Raw genomic sequence first — 18464 nt, 5'->3', positions numbered from 1 at the left:
CCCCCGCAGGACGCGCCGATCACGGTCGCTGAACGAGGATTAGGACCTCCCAACGGAAGGATCTTCCGACGGCGCGGTGTCCCGCCGGGCTCGCACCCGAGAAAGACGGACCACGTCGCTCTGCCGGTCGGACGCCCGCACCCGCTGCGTCAGCTCGCAGAGGCGCGACCGCCGGCGGCACATGATGCTCTGCGCGTTCGCCAGGCCGCCGACCCCGACCGCCCTCTGGTGGATGCCGGTCCCGCTTCGCGCGCTGCCCACCGTCAGCTGGCTGACGTTGCGAATCCCGTTGCCGAGGCGGACGGTGGAGGTGTTGCCGTTGCGGTCGCCGCTCCCGGCCGCACGGGCGACCGCCGCGTGGGCGACAGCCGCCTGCGCGGCGGAGGTGGGCGGCAACGCGGCGAGCGCCGTCGCCACGGCCGCCGCCAGGGCGATGCCGCCGCGCATCAGCGGTTCACCGCCCACGCCGGGGAGCGTCGTCCGACGGGCCGCGTGCGCCGATGTTCTGCGACAGCGCGCAGAGCCGGCCGCGCGGTCGGCACAGGCCGCCCTGCACGCTGCTGAGCCCGCCCACGTCCGCCGAGAACTGGTGGAGGGCGCCGCGCAGGTGCGTGCTGCCCATCGCCACCAAATTCCGGTTGCCCGAGCCGTTGCCCACGCGTACGGCCGAGCGGTTCCCGTTGCCGTCACCGGCCACCGCGGCGTACGCGTCCACCGGTGCGAGGGCCAGCACGACGGCGAGCGTGACCGCGACCGGCGCGTGCCGTCGCGGCGGACGGCCGGGGGATCGCGTGAGGGCATGGATGATCGGCATCGACGTGCCTCCTACCCCGCTCGCGGGCCCGTGTCCCGGCTCCGGCGGAAACCGCAGCGGATCATTCCCCGCCCATTGAGCGGCCGCCCCCTGGGTGAAGGGGCGGCCGGTCGCCGGTTATCGGCTGGTCACCTCGTACGTCCGCAGGTAGTCGAACGTCGCGGTGGCGCCCGCCGCGTTCATCGAGATCAGGCCGATCCTCACCGGCCCGGTGCGCGGGAGCGACCAGGTGCCGCCCCAGGTCCAGTGGGCGCCGTCGGTGCTCGACGCCATCCGGACGTCGTGCTCGCCGTTCTCCTGGTCGTAGTGGTAAACGAGCCGCAGCCAGGTGGTCTCCGCGACCGGGCCGCCGAACATGGGCGCGTTGGCGACCGCGGTGGGCGGGGTGGTGCCGGGGCGCGGGCCCTCCTTGCCGAACTCGGTCTGATGCAGCACCGCGCCGTTGCCCTGGTTGAGCGGCAGGATCGAGTGGGTCAGCTTCAGCCACCGGTCGTCGTTCTCGTACAGCAGCAGACCGGCCTGCTGGTTGCCCTTCGTGCCGTCGAAGGTGAGCTTCGTCTCCACGGCGAAGTCGCCCTGCGGCGCGTCGCGGAGCAGGATCGACGCGCTGTTGTTGCCCAGGTACAGCTCGGCGTTCTGGGTCGGCCAGACCAGGGAGCCGTTCGACAGGGTGGCCGACGGGTTGCGGACCTTCGTCCAGCCGGTGGGCGAGCCGGCGCCGTCGAACTCGTCGGAGTACGCCGGGAGCAGCGTGCCCAGGACGGGGTCGGGCACCCGCTCGGTCACCGGCCGGTACAGCGGCGCGGCGCCCACGTTGTCGGCGTCGGCGGCGCCGCGCGTGGTCACGCCGATGGCACCCGAGGTGGGCGCGCCGTCGGGCAGCGTCATGGAGACGCTCGCCACGGGGTCCCCGAGCCGGTCGGCCGACACCGAAGCGGTCAGGGCGTTCCCGCGCCGCTCGGCGGCGACGTTGTGCCAGGAGCCGTAGTCGAACGAGGACGGCAGCGGGCTGCTCGCCGTCGTCGTCCTGCCGCGGGCCTTGGCCGTGACGACGAGCTCGCCGCGCTCGCGGTCGAGCCACGCGGTGATGTCCTTCGAGCCGTTCTCGCGGGTCACGACGAGCCCGGCGGCGGTGCCGCCCTCGCCCAGCCGCAGGTCGGCCTCCACGCGGACGTCGCCTTGGACCCGGTCGTCGCTGAGCTCGCTGGTCGAGCCCTTGCCGGTGAGGTGGCCGAGCGAGTCGGGGTCGGAGGCGACCTTCCACGGCCCGGTCCACCCGTCCTTGCCCTCGTTGAACGTGCCGCCCACGGTCCAGGTGGTGACCGGCGCCGGCTGCGCGCCGGTGGACGGCCCGGCCCCGGCCCGTACGACCGGCCAGCCGTCGATCCAGTCGAGCCGGTCGATCATGAGGGGACGCCGGCTCAGGTTGCCGAGCGTCGTGCCCCAGGTCGTCGTGACCGGCCCGAACTCGGGGGCCGACGAGGGGATCGCGTGGTAGACCAGCCAGTCCTGCCCGCTGAGGTCGGTCTGGACGGCGTTGTGGCCCGGGCCGGCCCAGCCGTTGCCGTTGGCCGCGAGGACGATGCCGTCCTTGCTGGTCAGATCCATCAGGTCGACGCCGGTCGGCGTGGTGAACGGCCCGAGCGGGCTGCCGGAGCGGCCGACCTTGACCGTGTAGCCGCTGAACGCGCCGTCGCAGCACCCGGCGTCGGAGTAGAACAGGTAGTACTTGTCGTCGCGCCGGACGACGAAGCCGCCCTCCATGCGCCGCCCGCGGGCGATCTGCGTGACCGGGCCGGTGACCTCGGTCGCCTCGGCGTTCATCTTCGCGCCGCAGATGGTGTCGTAGCTGCCCCAGTAGAGGTAGTTGTCACCGTTGACGTCGGTGAACATGGCCTGGTCGATGTTGCCCGTCGGGCAGCCGCTGCCGCCCGCGGGGACGATCATGCCGTGGTCGGTCCAGGGCCCGGTCGGGCGCGGGCTGGTCGCGAGCCCGACGCCGCCCGTGGAGAGCGCGTACGTCAGGTGGTAGGCCCCGTTCACATACCGGATGTCCGGCGCCCAGGGGCGCGTGCCGTTCGGCCACCACGAGGGGTGGTCGTCTCCGGTGTAGACGTCTCCCGCGTACGTCCAGTGCACCATGTCGGGGGACGTGAGCATCGGCAGGATGTGCTCGTTCTTGCCGTCGATGGGGTTCGTGGTGCCGTAGGCGTACCAGAGGCCGTCTTTGCCGCGGATCATCGTGGGGTCGGGGAAGGTCTGCACCGCCCCGGCGCTCACCGGGTTGGTGTAGGTGGGGCCGGACGCCGCCTGCGCTGTTGCTGCCTGAGTGGGGGGCGTCACGGCCACGGAGGACGCGAGGAGTAAGGCTCCGATCACCAGTTGTCTCACGGCGAGCACCGTAGACAGGCGAAATTTTTCCGTCGAGACGTCGTCAGAATCCCGTGTCCCACCCGCCTCAGCGGCCTCCGGCCGGTGCGGCAGGATGCCTGGGAGCTTGTCGAGGAAGCGTCCGCGCTGGTCAGAGGTTTTCGTCAAGCTCCCGAACAGATTCACCGATTCTTTTTGTCGGATGGTTGACGTAAAAAACAGACGAACCTTAGGTTTCCAGCGTGTCAACGACCTCCAACGGCGTGCATGCCCTCGTGCGCCGCTCCCATGAGGAGCGGGTGTTGCGCGTGCTCCGTCAGAACGGCGCGCAGAGCCGTAACGAGATCGCGGCCCGGGTCGGCCTGTCACGCACCACGGTCTCCGAGATCACCAGCGATCTCCTCGGCCGCGGCGCCATCCGCGTCGTCGACACCGACGCCGTGGAACGCGTGGGCAGCGGCCGGCCGGCCGAGCGGCTCGCGCTGGACCCGGCCTCGGGCCAGTACATGGGCGTCGACTTCGGCCATCGCCGCGTGAACGTCCTGGTGGCCGACGCCGCGCACGACATCATCGCGTCGGGGACCGCCCGCTACGAGGAGTCGGCGCAGTGGCCCGAGCGCCTCGACGCCGGGCTCGCGCTGATCGACCGGCTGAGCGCGGAGACCGGCGTCCACTACGGGGCGCTTCAGGCGATCGCCGTCGGCGTGCCGGGCTGGGGCGACCGATCGAGCGCCGACGGCGTGGCGGAGGTGTTCGCCACCCGCTTCCACGCCGGCGTGATCGTCGACAACAACGTGCGCTTCGCCGGACTGGCCGAGGCCCTGCACGCCCAGTCCGACTCCGTACGCGACCTCATCTACCTGCGCCTGTCCGACGGCGTCGGCGGAGGCCTCGTGGTGGGCGGGCAGCTCGTGAAGGGCGCCAACGGGTACGCGGGGGAGCTCGGCCACGTGACCGCCGTCCCCGGCGGCGCGCGGTGCCGCTGCGGCAAGAACGGGTGCGTGGAGACCGTCGCCTCGGTCCCCGCGATCCTCGGGCGGTGCCGCGAGCTCGGCGTGCCCGTGGACACGCTGGACGACCTGAAGGCGGCGGTGGAGATCGCTCACCCGGTCGTGGACCAGGTGCTCCGCGAGGCCGGCACGGCGGTCGGCCGGGTGCTCGGCACGGCGGCCATGACACTCAACCCCGACGAGATCGTGCTCGGCGGCGAGATCATCCAGGTCGCTCCTGCCCTGCTGCGCCAGGTCGCGGACACGGTCACCTACGAGCTGTCGTGGCGCACCGACGCGGCGCCCGTGATCCGCCCCGCCCTGCTCTCGGACGACGGCGGGGCGCGCGGGGCCATCGCGGCCCTGTTCCACGAGTCCCCCCTGCTCGCCGGATACGAAGCGAACGTCACGACGGACGGAGGCCGATAGTGGCCGTGACCAGTGCGGGCGCCACGAGGGACGGCAACGCCCCCGCCCGGCCGCGCAAGAACCGGACCTTCCTGGTCCTCAACATCATCTCGATCGTGGCCGGAATCGCGATCTGGTGGGGGTTGTCTCTGGCCGGTCTCCAGTTCCCCACGCCGGCCGAGGTCGTCTCGGCCGCCTGGAAGATGATCCAGGACGGCACGCTCGCCACCGACGTCGGCGCCTCACTCGGGCGCGTGCTCGCCGGGTTCGCCCTCGGCTCGCTCGCGGCGGTGATCGTCGGCTTCGTCATGGGCTGGTACACGGTGGCCCGCGGCCTCTTCGAGCCGTGGATCCAGTTCTTCCGCACGATCCCGCCGCTGGCGATGCTGCCCCTGGTGCTCGTCCTGATGGGCATCGGGGAGAGCCCCAAGATCTTCGTCATCTTCCTGGCGGCGTTCCTGTCCTGCGTCATCTCCACCTACCAGGGCGTGGTGAACGTGGACAGGACGCTCATCAACGCGGCGCGGGTGCTCGGCGCGGGCGACGGGACCATCTTCGGCCGCGTCGTGGTGCCGGCCTCGACGCCGTTCATCCTCGTGGGCATGCGGGTCGGGCTCGGCTCGGCCTGGGGCACGCTGGTGGCCGCGGAGCTCCTGGCCGCGCAGGCCGGGCTCGGCCATCGGATGCAGAGCGCGCAGCTCTACTACGACCTTCCGACGATCTTCGTCGGCATCATCGCGATCGGGGTCCTCGGCCTGATCATGGACCGGCTGCTCATGATCGCCGGCAACAAGCTGACGGCCTGGCAGGAGAACCGATGAGCACTCCCAAGATCTCCGTACGCGACGTGCAGAAGGTCTTCCCGGTGGGGAAGGAGCCGTTCGTCGCGCTCGGCGGAGTCTCGCTGGACATCGCCGACAACGAGTTCGTGACCGTGGTCGGCCCCTCCGGCTGCGGCAAGAGCACGCTGCTCAACATCCTCGCCGGGCTGGAGCAGCCCACCGGCGGCGCCGCGCTGGTGGACGGGAAGCCGGTCACCGGCCCCGGCCCCGAGCGCGGCGTCATCTTCCAGCAGTACGCGTTGTTCCCGTGGCTGACCGTCCGCGAGAACGTCGAGTTCGGCATGCGCACCGCGAAGGTCCCCAAGGGGGAGCGGCGGGAGCGGGCAGAGCACTTCATCCGCCTTGTCGGCCTGGAGCAGTTCGCCGACGCGCTGCCCAAGACGTTGTCGGGCGGCATGAAGCAGCGGTGCGCGATCGCCCGCGCGTACGCGGTGAACCCGTCGATCCTGCTCATGGACGAGCCCTTCGGCGCCCTGGACGCGCTGACCCGGGTGCGGCTCCAGGAGCAGCTCCTGGAGACCTGGAGCAAGGAGCGGCGGACGGTCATGTTCATCACCCACGACGTCGACGAGGCGGTGTTCCTCGCCAACCGGGTGGTCGTCATGGCCGCCAGGCCGGGCCGCATCGCCGAGGTCATCGACGTCGATCTCCCCTATCCGCGCGACGAGGACATGAGGCTGAGCCCCGAGTTCGGGGCCCTGCGCAACCGCGTCTGGCACGCGGTGTACCACCAGCGGCAGATCAAGGAGCCCGCGAAATGAAGAAGACACTCCTGGCCGCCGCGGCGGTCGTCGTGGCACTGTCGGCGGCGGCCTGCGGGTCGGACGACTCCGGCGACTCGAGCGCCTCGGGCGGCGGCACCACCCACGTGGACTTCGGCTACATCGCCGACTTCAACGGCGCGAGCCTGCTCGCCGTCGCCGACAAGCAGGGTCTGTGGAAGAAGCACGGCCTCGACGCCAAGGTCAGCGTGTTCACCAACGGCCCGCTGCAGATCCAGGCGCTGGGCACCGGCGACCTCGACTTCGGCTACATCGGCCCCGGCGCCATGTGGCTGCCCGCCTCCGGCAAGGCCAAGGTCGTCGCGCTGAACACGCTCGGCAACGCCGACCGCGTCATCGCCCAGGCCGGCATCACGTCCATGGACCAGTTGAAGGGCAAGACGATCGGCGTGCCCGAGGGCACCTCCGGCGACATGATCCTCACGCTCGCGCTGAAGAAGGCCGGGCTGACCAGGGACGACGTGAAGATCGTCCCGATGGACGCGTCCACGATCGTGTCGGCGTTCACCTCCAAGCAGATCGACGCGGCCGGCTTCTGGTACCCGGCCATCTCGACGATCAAGAAGACCGTCCCCGACCTGGTCGAGCTGGCCAAGAACGAGGACTTCGCCGACACCGTGTCGTTCCCGACCGCGTTCGTCGGCGGCAACGACGTCGTCGCGAACGAGAAGGACAAGACCGAGAAGGTCATCGGGGTGCTGCGCGACGCCATCCAGTACCGCAGCGAGCACCTCGACGAGACCGTGGCCGCGACCGCCGAGATGCTGAAGCTGCCGGCCGACCAGGTCAAGGCCGACGCCGCCAACTCGAAGGTGCTGTCGCTCGCCGACCTCGACGGCTACACCAAGGACGGCACGATCGAGAAGTGGCTGAGCGGGATGGGTGACTACTTCGTCGGCGCGGGCAAGCTGCCCTCGGCCGTGGACCCGAAGACGTACTACACCGGCGATCTGTTCACGGGCGCCGCCAAGTGAACGTTCTGTTCCTGATGACCGACCAGCACCGGGCCGACACCCTGGGCGCGTACGGCAACCGCCTCGCCGCCACCCCGGTGCTGGACGAGCTGGCCCGGACCGGGACGCGATTCGACCGCTGGTACACCCCCACCGCGATCTGCACGCCGGCGCGGGCGAGCCTGCTCACCGGGCAGGCGCCGTTCCGGCACAAGCTGCTCGCCAACCACGAGAGGAACGTCGGCTACATCGAGGACCTGCCCGACGACCAGTGGGCCTTCTCCACGGCCCTGCGCGACGCCGGGTACAACTGCGGGCTCATCGGCAAGTGGCACGTCGGGCACCACCGGCGGGCGGCCGACTTCGGGTTCGACGGGCCGGACCTGCCGGGGTGGCACAACCCCGTGGACCATCCCGACTACCTGGACTATCTCAAGGCGAACGACCTTCCGCCGTACGAGATCCACGACCGCATCCGCGGGACGCTGCCGAACGGCGGGCCGGGCAACCTCCTCGCCGCGCGGCTGCGCCAGCCGGTCGAGGCGACGTTCGAGCACTACCTCGCCACCCGGGCGATCGAGATGCTGGAGCGGTACGCCGCAGAGCCGAAGCCGTTCTTCCTGCAGCTCAACTTCTTCGGCCCGCACCTGCCGTACATCGTGCCGGACGAGTATTTCGACATGTTCGACCCGGAGCTGGTCGAGCTGCCGACGTCGATCGCCGAGACCTTCGCCGGCAAGCCGCCGGTGCAGGCCAACTACAGCGCGCACTGGACGTTCGACACCATGCCGCTGGAGGTGACGCGCAAGCTCATCGCGGTCTACTGGGGCTACGTCGCGCTCATCGACATGGAGATCGGGCGGGTCATGGACGCCATGCGGCGCCTCGGCCTGAACGACGACACGGCCGTGTTCTTCACCTGCGACCACGGCGAGTTCACCGGCGCCCACCGGCTGCACGACAAGGGCCCGGCCATGTACGAGGACATCTACCGCACGCCCGGCCTGCTGCGGATCCCCGGCCAGGAGCCCGGGGTCGTCCGCACCGAGTTCGTCAGCCTGCTCGACTGCACGGCGACGATCCTGGAGCTGGCCGGGATCGACCCCGCCCCGGCGGTCGACTCGCGCAGCCTCGTGCCGCTCGCCTCCACCGGCGAGGTGCCGTGGGAGCAGGACATCGTCTGCGAGTTCCACGGTCACCACTTCCCGTACCCGCAGCGGATGATCAGGACCGACCGCTACAAGCTGGTCGTCAACCCCGACTCGACCAACGAGCTGTACGACCTGTTCACCGACCCGGACGAGCTGCTCAACGTCTACGGCCACCCCGAGATGGCGGAGGTGCGCGGACGGCTCATGCGGCGGCTCTACCAGGTGCTGCGCGACCGGGGGGACAACTTCTACCACTGGATGACCTCGATGTACGACGTCGGCGACGTCTCCTACGACCCGACGCTGAGCGGGCTGGACGAGGCGACCTACCGGTGAGCGGGCGTCCGAACATCGTCATGATCCTGACCGACGACCACGCGTCGCACGCGGTCGGCGCGTACGGCTCGGTCGTGAACCGGACGCCGCGGATCGACGAGATCGCCGGCCTCGGCGTCCGGTTCGACAACTGCTTCGCCACGAACGCGCTGTGCTCGCCGAGCCGGGCCAGCATCCTGACCGGCACGTATTCGCACGTCAACGGCGTCTCGACGCTGGTCACGCCGATCGACGCGGCGCAGCCGACGTTCGTGAGCCAGTTGAAGGCGGCCGGATATCGCACCGCGATCGTCGGCAAGTGGCACATGGGGGACGGCCCGGGGCACAACCCGCAGGGGTTCGACTACTGGGACGTGCTGATCGAGCAGGGGGAGTACTTCGACCCGTCGTTCCTGTCCGAGGAGGGCCTGCGGACCGTCCCCGGCTACGCCACGGACCTCATCACGGACATGGCGCTGAGCTGGGCCGGCTCGCTCGACGGCGACGATCCCTACTGCCTGCTGATCTACCACAAGGCGCCGCACCGCCCCTGGGAGCCGGACGACAAGCACGCGGGGATGTACACCGACCCCATCCCGGTGCCCGCGACGTTCGAGGACGACTACGCCACGCGCTCGTCGTCGGCGCGGCGGGCCGCCATGCGGATCGCCGAGCACCTCAACGCCGAGGACCTCAAGCAGGACCCGCCCGAGGGGCTGTCGTACGAGGAACTGGCGCTGTGGAAGTACCAGCGCTACATGGAGGACTACCTGGCCGTCGTCGCGTCGGTGGACGACAACGTCGGCCGGGTGGTCGACTGGCTGCGCGAGCGCGGCGACTTCGACGACACGCTGCTGATGTACTGCTCCGACCAGGGCTTCTTCCTGGGCGACCACGGATGGTTCGACAAGCGGTTCATGTACGAGGAGTCGCTGCGGATGCCGCTCGTGCTGAGCTACCCGAGGCGCATCCCGGCCGGCCAGGTCCACACCGGGATCGTCACGAACGTCGACTTCGCGCAGACCGTGCTGGACGCCGCCGGGGTGCCGCACCATCCCCGGATGCAGGGCCGCAGCTTCCTCGCCGACCTGACCGGCGAGCCGGGCCCGCCTCCCGCGGAGGGCATGTACTACCGCTACTGGGAGCACGACGACGTCTTCCACAAGGCGCCGGCCCACTACGGCTACCGGACGTCCCGCTACAAGATCATCTATTTCTACAACGACGGCATGGGCATCCCCGGCACGGGCGCGTTCACCTACCCGGGTGAGTGGGAGCTCTACGACCTGGAGGCCGACCCGGAGGAGCTGCGCAACGTCTACGACGACCCGGCCTACCGCGAGGTGCGCGAGGAGATGAAGGTCCGCATGTGGCACGCGCAGGCGGCTCTCGGCGACGAGCCGCATCCCAGCCAGCCGGTGCCCCAATCACTGGAAAGCACGGGAATCTGATGTCCTGCTGCACGCCCGCCACGCCCGGGCAGCCGTTGGAGCCCGTCCGTTTCACGGCGCACGGGTTCCACGGGATCGAGCAGGTGCGCCTGCCCGGCGGCGGGTTCCGGATGGGCGACGCCACCGGCGACGGCAACCCCGGCGACGGCGAGGGGCCCGTGCACGCGGTCACCGTGGCGCCGTTCTCGATCGACGCCACGACCGTGACGGTCGCAGACTTCGCCGCCTTCGCCGACGCGACCGGCTACCGCACCGAGGCGGAGGAGTACGGCTTCTCCGCCGTCTTCCACCTGGCGATGCGTGCCCACCCCGACGACGTGATGGGACCGGTGCCCGGCACCCCCTGGTGGGTGGGCGTGCGCGGCGCCGACTGGCGGCACCCCGCCGGGCGGCTGTCGCAGGCCGAGCCCGACCATCCGGTGGTCCATGTGAGCTGGAACGACGCCATGGCGTACTGCTCGTGGGCGGGCCGGCGGCTGCCCACGGAGGCCGAGTGGGAGTACGCCTCCCGGGGCGGCCTCGACGGCGCCCGCTATCCCTGGGGAGACGACCTGCCTCAGGACGAGTGGCGGGTCAACATCTGGCAGGGCGTCTTCCCCACGGAGAACACCCTGGACGACGGCTACCTCACGACCGCCCCGGTGCGCACGTTCGCGCCCAACGCGTACGGGCTGTGGCAGACGGTGGGGAACGTCTGGGAGTGGTGCGCGGACTGGTACGCGCCCGACTACTACGTCTACTCACCCTCGGACGACCCGCGCGGTCCGCTGCGCGGCAGGGCCCGGGTGCTGCGCGGGGGCTCGTTCCTGTGCCACGACTCCTACTGCAACCGCTACCGCAACTCGGCGCGGTCGTCGAACACCCCCGACTCCTCAATGGCCAACGCCGGGTTCCGCACCGTATCCCTGTGACCAGGGGCCAACGCCACGAGGCCGAGCTGGTCGCCGGTCGGGCCGAGCGCGTCTGGAAGGCCAACGCGGACACCGTCGCCTCGCAGATCTACGGCGCGCACTTCGAGGACCTCGCGCGGCAGTGGTGTTTCGAGCACGCCTCACCGGACACCCTCGGCGGGGTGGCGAGCACGGTGCGTCCGACGGAACTGCCGTGCCGGGAGCACCGCCGGAGGCACGAGCTCGACGTCGTCGTCACGGAGTCCGTCTCGTTCGCCGCCGACCGGATCCCCGCGATCGGGGAGGCCAAGGGCACCGAGGCCCCTGTCGACGTCGCTCAGCTGGAACGGCTGGAGCACCTGCGCGGGCTGCTGCCCAGCGGCAAGGTGGGCGCTCTGCCCAAGCTGCTCCTGTTCGGGCGCTCGGGGTTCTCCTCCGCGCTGGCCCGCCTCGCCGACAGACGGCCCGACGTCGAACTCGTCGACCTGGGCCGTCTGTACGGCGGAGCGTGAGACCCTGCGGCTACTTGCCGAAACCGGCGGTCAGGCCGCTGAGCAGCTGACGGCGGCCGACCGTGTAGAGGATCAGCATCGGCAGGATGGTCAGCACGACGGAGGCCAGCACGGCGGGCACGTTCACGCCGTACGGTCCGCCCTGGAACGCCGCCAGCGCCAGCGGCAGCGTGCGCTTGTCGGGGCTCTGGGTGAGGATCAGCGGCAGCAGGAACCCGTTCCAGACCTGCAGCGCGTTGTAGATCGACACCGTCACCACGGCGGGCCGCGTGAGGGGAAAGGCCAGGCCCCACAGCGTCTTCCACTCGGTCGCGCCGTCCAGCCGCATCGACTCGAACAGTTCCTTCGGCACGTCCCTGATGAAGTTGGACAGCACCAGCACCGACAGCGGGATCGCGAAGGCGATCGACGGCAGGATCAGCGCCGTCAGCGAGTCGTAGAGCTGCATCTTGATGATCAGCAGGTAGACGGGGATCACCGTCGCCTGCAGGGGGATGGCCAGGCCCATGAGGAACAGCGAGTTGACCCCGCGCAGGAAGCGGCTGGCGCCGCTGCTCCGGACGATCGCGTACGCCGCCATGAACGAGAACAGCACCGACGGGATCACCGTGCCGATGGCGACGATGATGCTGTTCAGGAAGTACAGCGGGAAGTCCATCTCGATCACGAGCCGGTAGTTGTCCAGCGTCGGATCACCGGGCGGCGCGAACGGGTTGGTCAAGTAGTAGTTGGACTGCGTCTTCAGACTGGTGACCACGATCCAGTAGATCGGGATGAGCACCACGGCCAGCCACAGCCAGCTCACCAGCCCACCCAGCCAGTTCGGGCGCTGCCGGCTCTTCGCCGGACGGCGTCCGTGCGCCCCGGACGTGGCGGGGCGCTTGGCCGCCCTCGATGTGTGGGTCACGGTCACGGTCAGGCCCCTTCCAACTGACTGGCGTAGGGGTCGCGGCCGCCGATACGGCGTAGCAGCAGCGCCAGAGCGAGGCCCACGAGGACGAGGATGACACCGATCACACAGGCCGCTCCCATGAGGTTGGCCTGGAAGCCGCGCTTGTACATGTCCAGGGCGAGCGCGCGGGTGGCGTCACCGGGGCCGCCCTCGGTCAGCACGAAGATCAGGTCGAAGAAGGTCAGGGAGCCGACGAGCATCAGCGTCGAGGACGTGATGATCGTGTACTTGAGCTGCGGCAGCGTGATGCTGAAGAACATGCGGATGCGCCCCGCCCCGTCCAGCTCCGCGGCCTCGTAGAGCGAACGCGGAATCTGCCGAACGCCGCCCTGGTAGAGGAGCGAGTGGAACGGGATGTACTGCCACGACACCACGAAGATCACGACGCCGAAGGCGAGGCCGGGTTCGCCGAGCCAGTCCTGGGTGAGGAAGTCGAGGCCCAGCCCGGCGCCGAGCCCGAAGTTCGGGTCGAGCAGCGCCTTGAAGGTGATCGCGATGGCCGCGGAGCTGAGCAGCAGCGGGATGAAGTACAGCACCGCGAGCAGCTCGCGGTAGCGCTGGCGGCCCGCCAGGAACACCCCGATCAGGATGCTGGCCGGGGTCTGGAAGGCCCAGGAGAGCAGCATGATCAGGAACGTCACCCACAGCGCGTGGGGCAGGCCGGGGTCGGTGAGCACCTGCCGCCAGCTTTCGAGCCCGGTCAGCTGGATCTCGCCCAGCGTGTCCCAGGACGTGAAGCTGAGCAGCAGGACCCCGACGAGCGGAATCAGCGCGAAGACGGCGAAGGCCACCAGGGCCGGCAGGGCCAGCCATGGCAGGACGCCGCCGCCGCGCGTGGCGGCGGCGGACGACGTCCTTCGAGCGGAGATAGCAGACATGCTTACTTACCGATGACCGCGTTCATGTTCGAGGCGAACTGCTGCGGCGAGATCGACAGCTGGAACAGCTTGGCGATGTTGTCGAGCAGCACCTCGGCCGCGGTCGGGCTGAGCGCCTGGTCCCACGACTGGGCGAACACCTTGGCGTTGCTGGAGACGCCGTAGATGAAGTTCAGGAACTCGGCGTCCTTGGAGCCGGCGAACAGCTTGTCGGAGCCCTTGACGATCGGGACGCCGCCGGTGCCGACCCAGTCCTTCTGCTCCTGGTCGTCGAGCACGCCGGTGGCGAAGAACTTCTTGGCGATCTCCTTCTGCTCGGGCGTCGCCTTGGAGGAGATCGACAGGTACTGGCCGGGGTTGCCGACGGTGTTGGTCGGGTCGCCCTTGCCGCCGTCGACCCCCGGGAAGTTCATCCAGCCGAGGCCGCCGCTGGAGACGATGTCGCCGCCCTGCTCCTGCTGGATGCCGTACGACCAGCTGCCGTGCAGCATCATCGCGGCCTTGCCGGTGTACAGCAGCGCCTGGTCGGCGTTGGAGTCGGCGGTGACCGAGGAGAAGCCCTTGATGAAGGCGTTGGCCTTGATGAGCTCCTGCATCTTGGTCAGGGCCTCGATGGAGGCGGGGTTGTTCCAGGCGTCCTTCTCGCCGTCGAAGACGGCCTGGAACACCTCGGGACCGCCGATGCGGTCGAAGAGGAACTCCAGCCACATCATGTTCGTCCAGCGCGACTGGCCGGCCAGGGAGAACGGCGCGACGCCCGCGTCGTTGAACTTCTTCACCAGGTCGAGGATGTCGCCGTACGACTGCGGCGGCTGCGCCCCGACCTTCTCGAAGACCTTCTTGTTGTAGAACAGGACGATCGGCTGCACGGTCTCGCACGGCATCGCGTAGATCTTGCCGTCGATCGTCGCGGCGCCGAAGGCGCCGGGGAACAGCCGGTCCTTCACGGCGGCGTTCTCCCCGAACCACGAGGTGAGGTCCTCGACCTGGCCGGCCTGCACGTAGCTGCGCAGACCGCCGCCGCCCCAGCCCCAGATGATGGTGGGCGCCTGGTTCGCGCCGATCGCCGTCTTGATCTTCGTCTTGTAAGCGTCGTTCTGGATCGTGGTGATCGCGATCTGGCCGCTGGGGTTGGCCTTGTTGAACCGCTCCACCGACGCGGTGCGGGGGGCCTCACCGGGCGGGCCCTGGAGGAACCAGTAGGTGGCCTTGCCCGCGCCACCACCGCTGCCGCCGGCGGCACCGCCACCGGCGCCTCCGCCGGACGGGGCCGGGCCGGACGTGCCGCAGGCCGCCAAGGCGGCACCGAGGGGGAGGCCCATGGAAAGGCTGAGGAAAGTGCGGCGGGATGGTGTCCTGGACTCCACGCTGATCTCCGTACGTCGAACGCCGAGGCTGGCCGCGGCTCGTTGAAAAATACTCGGACGCGGCGGGGGGCGACGTGGATCGGCACCCCGGTGCCACTGTCCACTCCTTCTTGAAGTCAGCTCGTTCGAAACATTTCGACACAAGCCGCGTGGCACGCCAATCTAGATTTGCGATACCTCACTGTCAAGAGCGCTCTCACGACCCCCCCAGGTCAACGTGAGGCGTGTGTAAAGTACCGACGAACAGGCGTCACCTCGGAGATCACGGTCGACCGAAAGATTAGCGATAGAACCGCTCATGACGCCGAAATGTTTCGAAACCTTTTTGAGGAGAGCAGATGACGGCCCCAGATCGGACGCACGCGGCGGACGGGACGCTCCGGGTGTGGCAGGACCCGGCACTTCCCGTGGCCGACCGGGTCGAGGCCCTCCTCGCCGAGATGACGCTTGAGGAGAAGATCGGCCAGCTCGGCAGCCGGTGGATCGGCAACGACATGCAGTCCCCGGAGGAGGTGGAGCCCGACAACGCGCACAATGTGGCCCCGATGCAGGACGTCTTCGCCGCCTCGGGCACGGTGCCCATCGAGGAGGCCGCACGCCACGGGCTCGGCCACCTGACCCGGGTGTTCGGCAGCGCTCCGTTGACGGCGGTTGAGGGCGCGGCGGAGGTGGTGCGGCTGCAGCGCGAGGTGGTGAAGCAATCCAGGCTCGGCATCCCGGCACTGGTGCACGAGGAGTGCCTGACCGGTTTCACCACCTATGGTGCGACCGTCTACCCGGCGGCCATCGCCTGGGGCGCGACCTTCGACCCCGAGCTGGTGGAGCGGATGGCCGCCGCCATCGGCGGGGACATGCGGGCCGTGGGCGCCCACCAGGGCCTGTCGCCGGTGCTGGACGTGGTGCGCGACTACCGCTGGGGCCGGGTCGAGGAGACCATGGGCGAGGATCCGTACCTCGTCGCGACGCTCGGCTCCGCCTACGTGCGCGGTCTGGAGAAGGCCGGGGTCGTCGCCACGCTCAAGCACTTCGCCGGTTACTCCGCCTCCCGCGCGGCCCGCAACCACGGCCCGGTCCCGATGGGCCGGCGCGAGCTGATGGACATGATCCTGCCGACGTTCGAGACCGCCATCGCCGAGGGCGGCGCGCGCTCGGTCATGAACTCCTACTCGGACGTGGACGGCGTGCCCGCCGCCGCCGACCCGTGGCTGCTGACCGAGGTGCTGCGCGACGAGTGGGGGTTCACGGGCACCGTCGTGTCGGACTACTGGGCGATCGCGTTCCTCGCGAAGATGCACCAGGTCGCCGCGGACCACGAGGAGGCCGGGGTGCTCGCGCTGACCGCGGGCATCGACGTCGAGCTGCCCGACACGCTCGGCTTCGGCGGGCACCTGGCCGAGCTGGTGCGGCGGGGCGAGCTGCCCGAGGAACTGGTGGACCGGGCCGCGCGCCGCCTGCTCACCCAGAAGGTGCAGCTCGGGCTGCTCGACCCGGACTGGACCCCGGAGGGGTCGGTGGCCGGCGCGGACGCCGTGGACCTCGACTCGCCGGCCAACCGGGCGCTGGCCCGCGAGCTGGCCGAGCGGTCGATCGTGCTGCTCGACGCCGGCGACGCGCTGCCGCTGCTCGGGGAGGGACGCCAGGGGCCGCGCCGGGTGGCCGTGGTCGGGCCCTGCGCCGACGACCCGCGCACGTTCATGGGCTGCTACGCCTTCCCCAACCACGTGCTGCCCCGTTATCCGAACCTCGGGCTCGGCCTGGAGGCGCCCAGCCTGCTCGACGCGCTGCGGGCCGAGCTGCCCGACGCCGAGATCGTCCACGAGCGGGGCTGCGACTGGCGGGAGCAGGACCGCTCCGGTTTCGCCGCCGCGGTCGCGGCCGCCCGCGAGTCCGACCTGTGCGTGGCCGTCGTCGGCGACCTCGCGGGGCTGTTCGGGCAGGGCACCTCGGGCGAGGGCTGCGACGCCGAGGACCTGAGGCTGCCGGGGGTCCAGGAGGACCTGCTGGTCGAGCTGGCCGCCGCCGGCACGCCGCTCGTGGTGGTCGTGGTGTCGGGCCGGCCGTACGCGCTGGGGCGGGTCCGCGAGGGGGCGGCCGCGCTCGTCCAGGCGTTCATGCCGGGCGAGGAGGGCGGGGCGGCCATCGCCGGCGTCCTGTCCGGCCGGGTGCAGCCCAGCGGGAAGCTGCCGGTGCAGATCCCGCGGACCCCGGGCGGGCAGCCGGGCACCTACCTGCAGCCGCCGCTGGGCTCCGACAGCCACGGCATCAGCAACCTCGACCCGACCCCGCTGTTCCCGTTCGGCTACGGCGCCTCCTACACCACCTTCGAGGTCGGCGACCTGGAGATCAGCGACTCCGAGGTCTCCACGGACGGGGAGTTCACCGTGTCGGTGCGCGTGCGCAACACCGGCGGCCGCGCGGGTGAGGAGGTCGTCCAGCTCTACCTGCACGACGTGCTGGCGCAGGTGACCAGGCCGACGCGGCAGCTCACCGGGTTCGCCCGGGTGCGGCTCGAGCCCGGAGAGAGCGCGCGGACGACCTTCACCGTGCACGCGGACAGGACCGCCTTCACCGGTCGCGACCTGCGGCGGATCGTCGAGCCCGGCGACATCGACGTCTACGTCGGCACCTCCGCGTCGGACCTGCCGTGTCAGGGCCGGGTGCGGCTGACCGGCCCGCTGCGCCACGTCGGCCACGACCGGCGGCTCGTCACCCCCGCGGACGTGCGACCGGCCGTAAGTCCCGATCAGGGAGGAACAGATGCCGCCCAGTCGTAGGCGGGCCACTCTCGCGACGGTCGCGGCCTCGGCAGGGGTGTCGGTCGCGACCGTGTCGAAGGTGCTCAACGGCCGCAGCGACGTCGCGCCGGAGACCCGTTCGCTGGTGCTGTCGCTGCTGGAGCAGCACGACTACGTCGCGCCGCCGCAGCGCCGGGGTGAGGCGGCGCCCGACACGATCGAGGTGGAGTTCGACGCGGACCTCAACGCGTACTCCACCGAGATCGTCCAGGGCGCGGTGCAGGCCGGCGCCGATCTCGACGTGGCCGTGGTGGTGAGCATCCGGCGCAACGCCGACCGCACGGGAGGGTGGGCGCGCGACCTGGTCGCGGCCGGACGCCGGGCGCTGGTCGCCGTCACCGGTGAGCTGACCGCCGGGCAGCTCACCGCCCTGGCCAGAGCACGGCTGCCCCTGGTCGTGATCGACCCGCTGAACCTGCCGAGGGCCCGGGTGACCAGCGTCGGCTCGACGAACTTCGCCGGTGGCATGGCCGCGACGCAGCACCTGCTCGCGCTCGGCCACCGGCGCGTCGCCTATCTCGGCGGCCCGGCGACCGCGGCGTGCAACCAGGCCCGGCTGCACGGCTACCGGGCCGCCATGGAGGCCGCGGGCGCGCCCGTCCCGCCCGGGTACGTGCGGACCGCGACTTTCCACTACTACGACGGCGTGACGGGCGGGGCGGCCCTGCTGGACCTGCCGGAGGCGCCTACGGCGATCTTCGCGGGCTGCGACGACATCGCCCTCGGCGTGCTGGAGGCGGCCAGGGCCCGGGGGCTGCGCGTGCCCGAGGACCTCAGCATCGTGGGCTTCGACGACACGCAGATCGCCCGGATGGCCTCGCCGCCCCTGACCACCGTGCGGCAGCCGCTGCGGGAGATGGGCGCCGTCGCGGTGCGTACGGCGCTGCGCCTGGCGGCCGGGGAGCAGGTCGAGTCGCATCACGTCGAGCTCGCGACGGAGCTGGTGGTGCGCGGCTCGACCGCCCCCGCGGCGCACACTGGAGGGTGAGGTCCCC

At 70.6% G+C, this 18464-nt stretch carries 16 protein-coding genes; 10 read left to right on the top strand and 6 right to left on the bottom strand.

The genetic code is table 11. From position 1 onward, the window contains the following. Positions 1–39: 39 nt before the first annotated feature. The 3 genes from BXA11_RS27840 to BXA11_RS27830 all read right to left on the bottom strand — a co-directional run bounded on the left by BXA11_RS27840 (position 40) and on the right by BXA11_RS27830 (position 3205). On the bottom strand, positions 40–465 hold the full coding sequence (locus tag BXA11_RS27840) for a hypothetical protein (RefSeq protein ID WP_076439254.1): 426 nt from the start codon (positions 463–465) through the stop codon (positions 40–42). Beyond that, positions 455–814, bottom strand: a complete 360-nt coding sequence (locus tag BXA11_RS27835; protein WP_076439251.1) for a hypothetical protein — start codon at positions 812–814, stop codon at positions 455–457. The genes BXA11_RS27840 and BXA11_RS27835 overlap by 11 nt, the downstream gene beginning before the upstream one ends. 117 nt (positions 815–931) lie before the next feature. Next, entirely contained in the window at positions 932–3205 is a 2274-nt protein-coding gene (locus BXA11_RS27830; RefSeq protein ID WP_204053873.1) for a glycoside hydrolase family 43 protein, read from the bottom strand. Between the two features lie 221 nt (positions 3206–3426). On the opposite strand from BXA11_RS27830, the gene BXA11_RS27825 reads away from it, so the two are divergent. The 8 genes from BXA11_RS27825 to BXA11_RS27790 are packed head-to-tail and all read left to right on the top strand — an operon-like array spanning position 3427 to position 11477. Continuing rightward, a complete protein-coding gene (locus tag BXA11_RS27825; protein WP_030507857.1) occupies positions 3427–4602 on the top strand; it encodes an ROK family transcriptional regulator in 1176 nt (391 codons plus the stop codon). After that, positions 4602–5402 carry an ABC transporter permease gene (locus BXA11_RS27820; protein ID WP_204053872.1) on the top strand — a complete coding sequence of 267 codons (801 nt, stop codon included), beginning with the start codon at positions 4602–4604 and terminating at the stop codon, positions 5400–5402. Before BXA11_RS27825 ends, BXA11_RS27820 begins: the two co-directional genes overlap by 1 nt. After that, positions 5399–6184, top strand: coding sequence for an ABC transporter ATP-binding protein (locus BXA11_RS27815; RefSeq protein ID WP_030507859.1), 786 nt, complete (start codon positions 5399–5401; stop codon positions 6182–6184). Before BXA11_RS27820 ends, BXA11_RS27815 begins: the two co-directional genes overlap by 4 nt. After that, a complete protein-coding gene (locus BXA11_RS27810; protein ID WP_076439248.1) occupies positions 6181–7179 on the top strand; it encodes an aliphatic sulfonate ABC transporter substrate-binding protein in 999 nt (332 codons plus the stop codon). Before BXA11_RS27815 ends, BXA11_RS27810 begins: the two co-directional genes overlap by 4 nt. Next, positions 7176–8645, top strand: coding sequence for a sulfatase family protein (locus BXA11_RS27805; protein ID WP_231513872.1), 1470 nt, complete (start codon positions 7176–7178; stop codon positions 8643–8645). The genes BXA11_RS27810 and BXA11_RS27805 overlap by 4 nt, the downstream gene beginning before the upstream one ends. Next, complete coding sequence (locus BXA11_RS27800; protein WP_204053871.1) at positions 8642–10075, top strand: sulfatase family protein; 1434 nt, start codon at positions 8642–8644, stop codon at positions 10073–10075. The genes BXA11_RS27805 and BXA11_RS27800 overlap by 4 nt, the downstream gene beginning before the upstream one ends. Beyond that, positions 10075–10986 carry a formylglycine-generating enzyme family protein gene (locus BXA11_RS27795; RefSeq protein ID WP_076439246.1) on the top strand — a complete coding sequence of 304 codons (912 nt, stop codon included), beginning with the start codon at positions 10075–10077 and terminating at the stop codon, positions 10984–10986. Before BXA11_RS27800 ends, BXA11_RS27795 begins: the two co-directional genes overlap by 1 nt. Continuing rightward, the gene (locus tag BXA11_RS27790) at positions 10983–11477 is read left to right on the top strand and encodes a hypothetical protein (protein ID WP_076439243.1); all 495 of its coding nucleotides are present in this window, start codon (positions 10983–10985) and stop codon (positions 11475–11477) included. Before BXA11_RS27795 ends, BXA11_RS27790 begins: the two co-directional genes overlap by 4 nt. A 10-nt stretch (positions 11478–11487) precedes the next feature. Here the strand turns inward: BXA11_RS27790 and BXA11_RS27785 are convergent, their stop codons facing one another. From BXA11_RS27785 to BXA11_RS27775, 3 genes are read right to left on the bottom strand one after another with little or no spacing between them, the layout of a single operon-like run. After that, positions 11488–12390, bottom strand: coding sequence for a carbohydrate ABC transporter permease (locus tag BXA11_RS27785; RefSeq protein WP_081903513.1), 903 nt, complete (start codon positions 12388–12390; stop codon positions 11488–11490). 2 nt (positions 12391–12392) lie between these two features. Beyond that, positions 12393–13307, bottom strand: a complete 915-nt coding sequence (locus BXA11_RS27780) for a carbohydrate ABC transporter permease (protein WP_076439241.1) — start codon at positions 13305–13307, stop codon at positions 12393–12395. Between the two features lie 2 nt (positions 13308–13309). Beyond that, positions 13310–14629: an extracellular solute-binding protein gene (locus BXA11_RS27775; RefSeq protein WP_051761677.1), complete on the bottom strand. Its 1320-nt coding sequence runs from the start codon at positions 14627–14629 to the stop codon at positions 13310–13312. A 383-nt stretch (positions 14630–15012) separates the two neighbouring features. Here BXA11_RS27775 and BXA11_RS27770 point away from each other — a divergent pair, with 383 nt between their 5' ends. Together BXA11_RS27770 and BXA11_RS27765 are read left to right on the top strand one after the other, a co-directional pair. Further along, positions 15013–17448, top strand: coding sequence for a beta-xylosidase/alpha-l-arabinosidase (locus tag BXA11_RS27770; protein WP_076439238.1), 2436 nt, complete (start codon positions 15013–15015; stop codon positions 17446–17448). Continuing rightward, positions 17432–18457 (top strand): LacI family DNA-binding transcriptional regulator, encoded by a 1026-nt coding sequence (locus tag BXA11_RS27765; protein ID WP_076439235.1) that lies wholly within the window; start codon positions 17432–17434, stop codon positions 18455–18457. Before BXA11_RS27770 ends, BXA11_RS27765 begins: the two co-directional genes overlap by 17 nt. The last annotated feature ends 7 nt before the right edge of the window (positions 18458–18464 follow it).

The sequence above is a fragment of the Microbispora rosea genome (assembly GCF_900156315.1).
Taxonomy (GTDB): domain Bacteria; phylum Actinomycetota; class Actinomycetes; order Streptosporangiales; family Streptosporangiaceae; genus Microbispora; species Microbispora rosea.
Note: the sequence above shows the minus strand (reverse complement) of the source record. Positions and strands in the feature narration are given on the sequence as shown.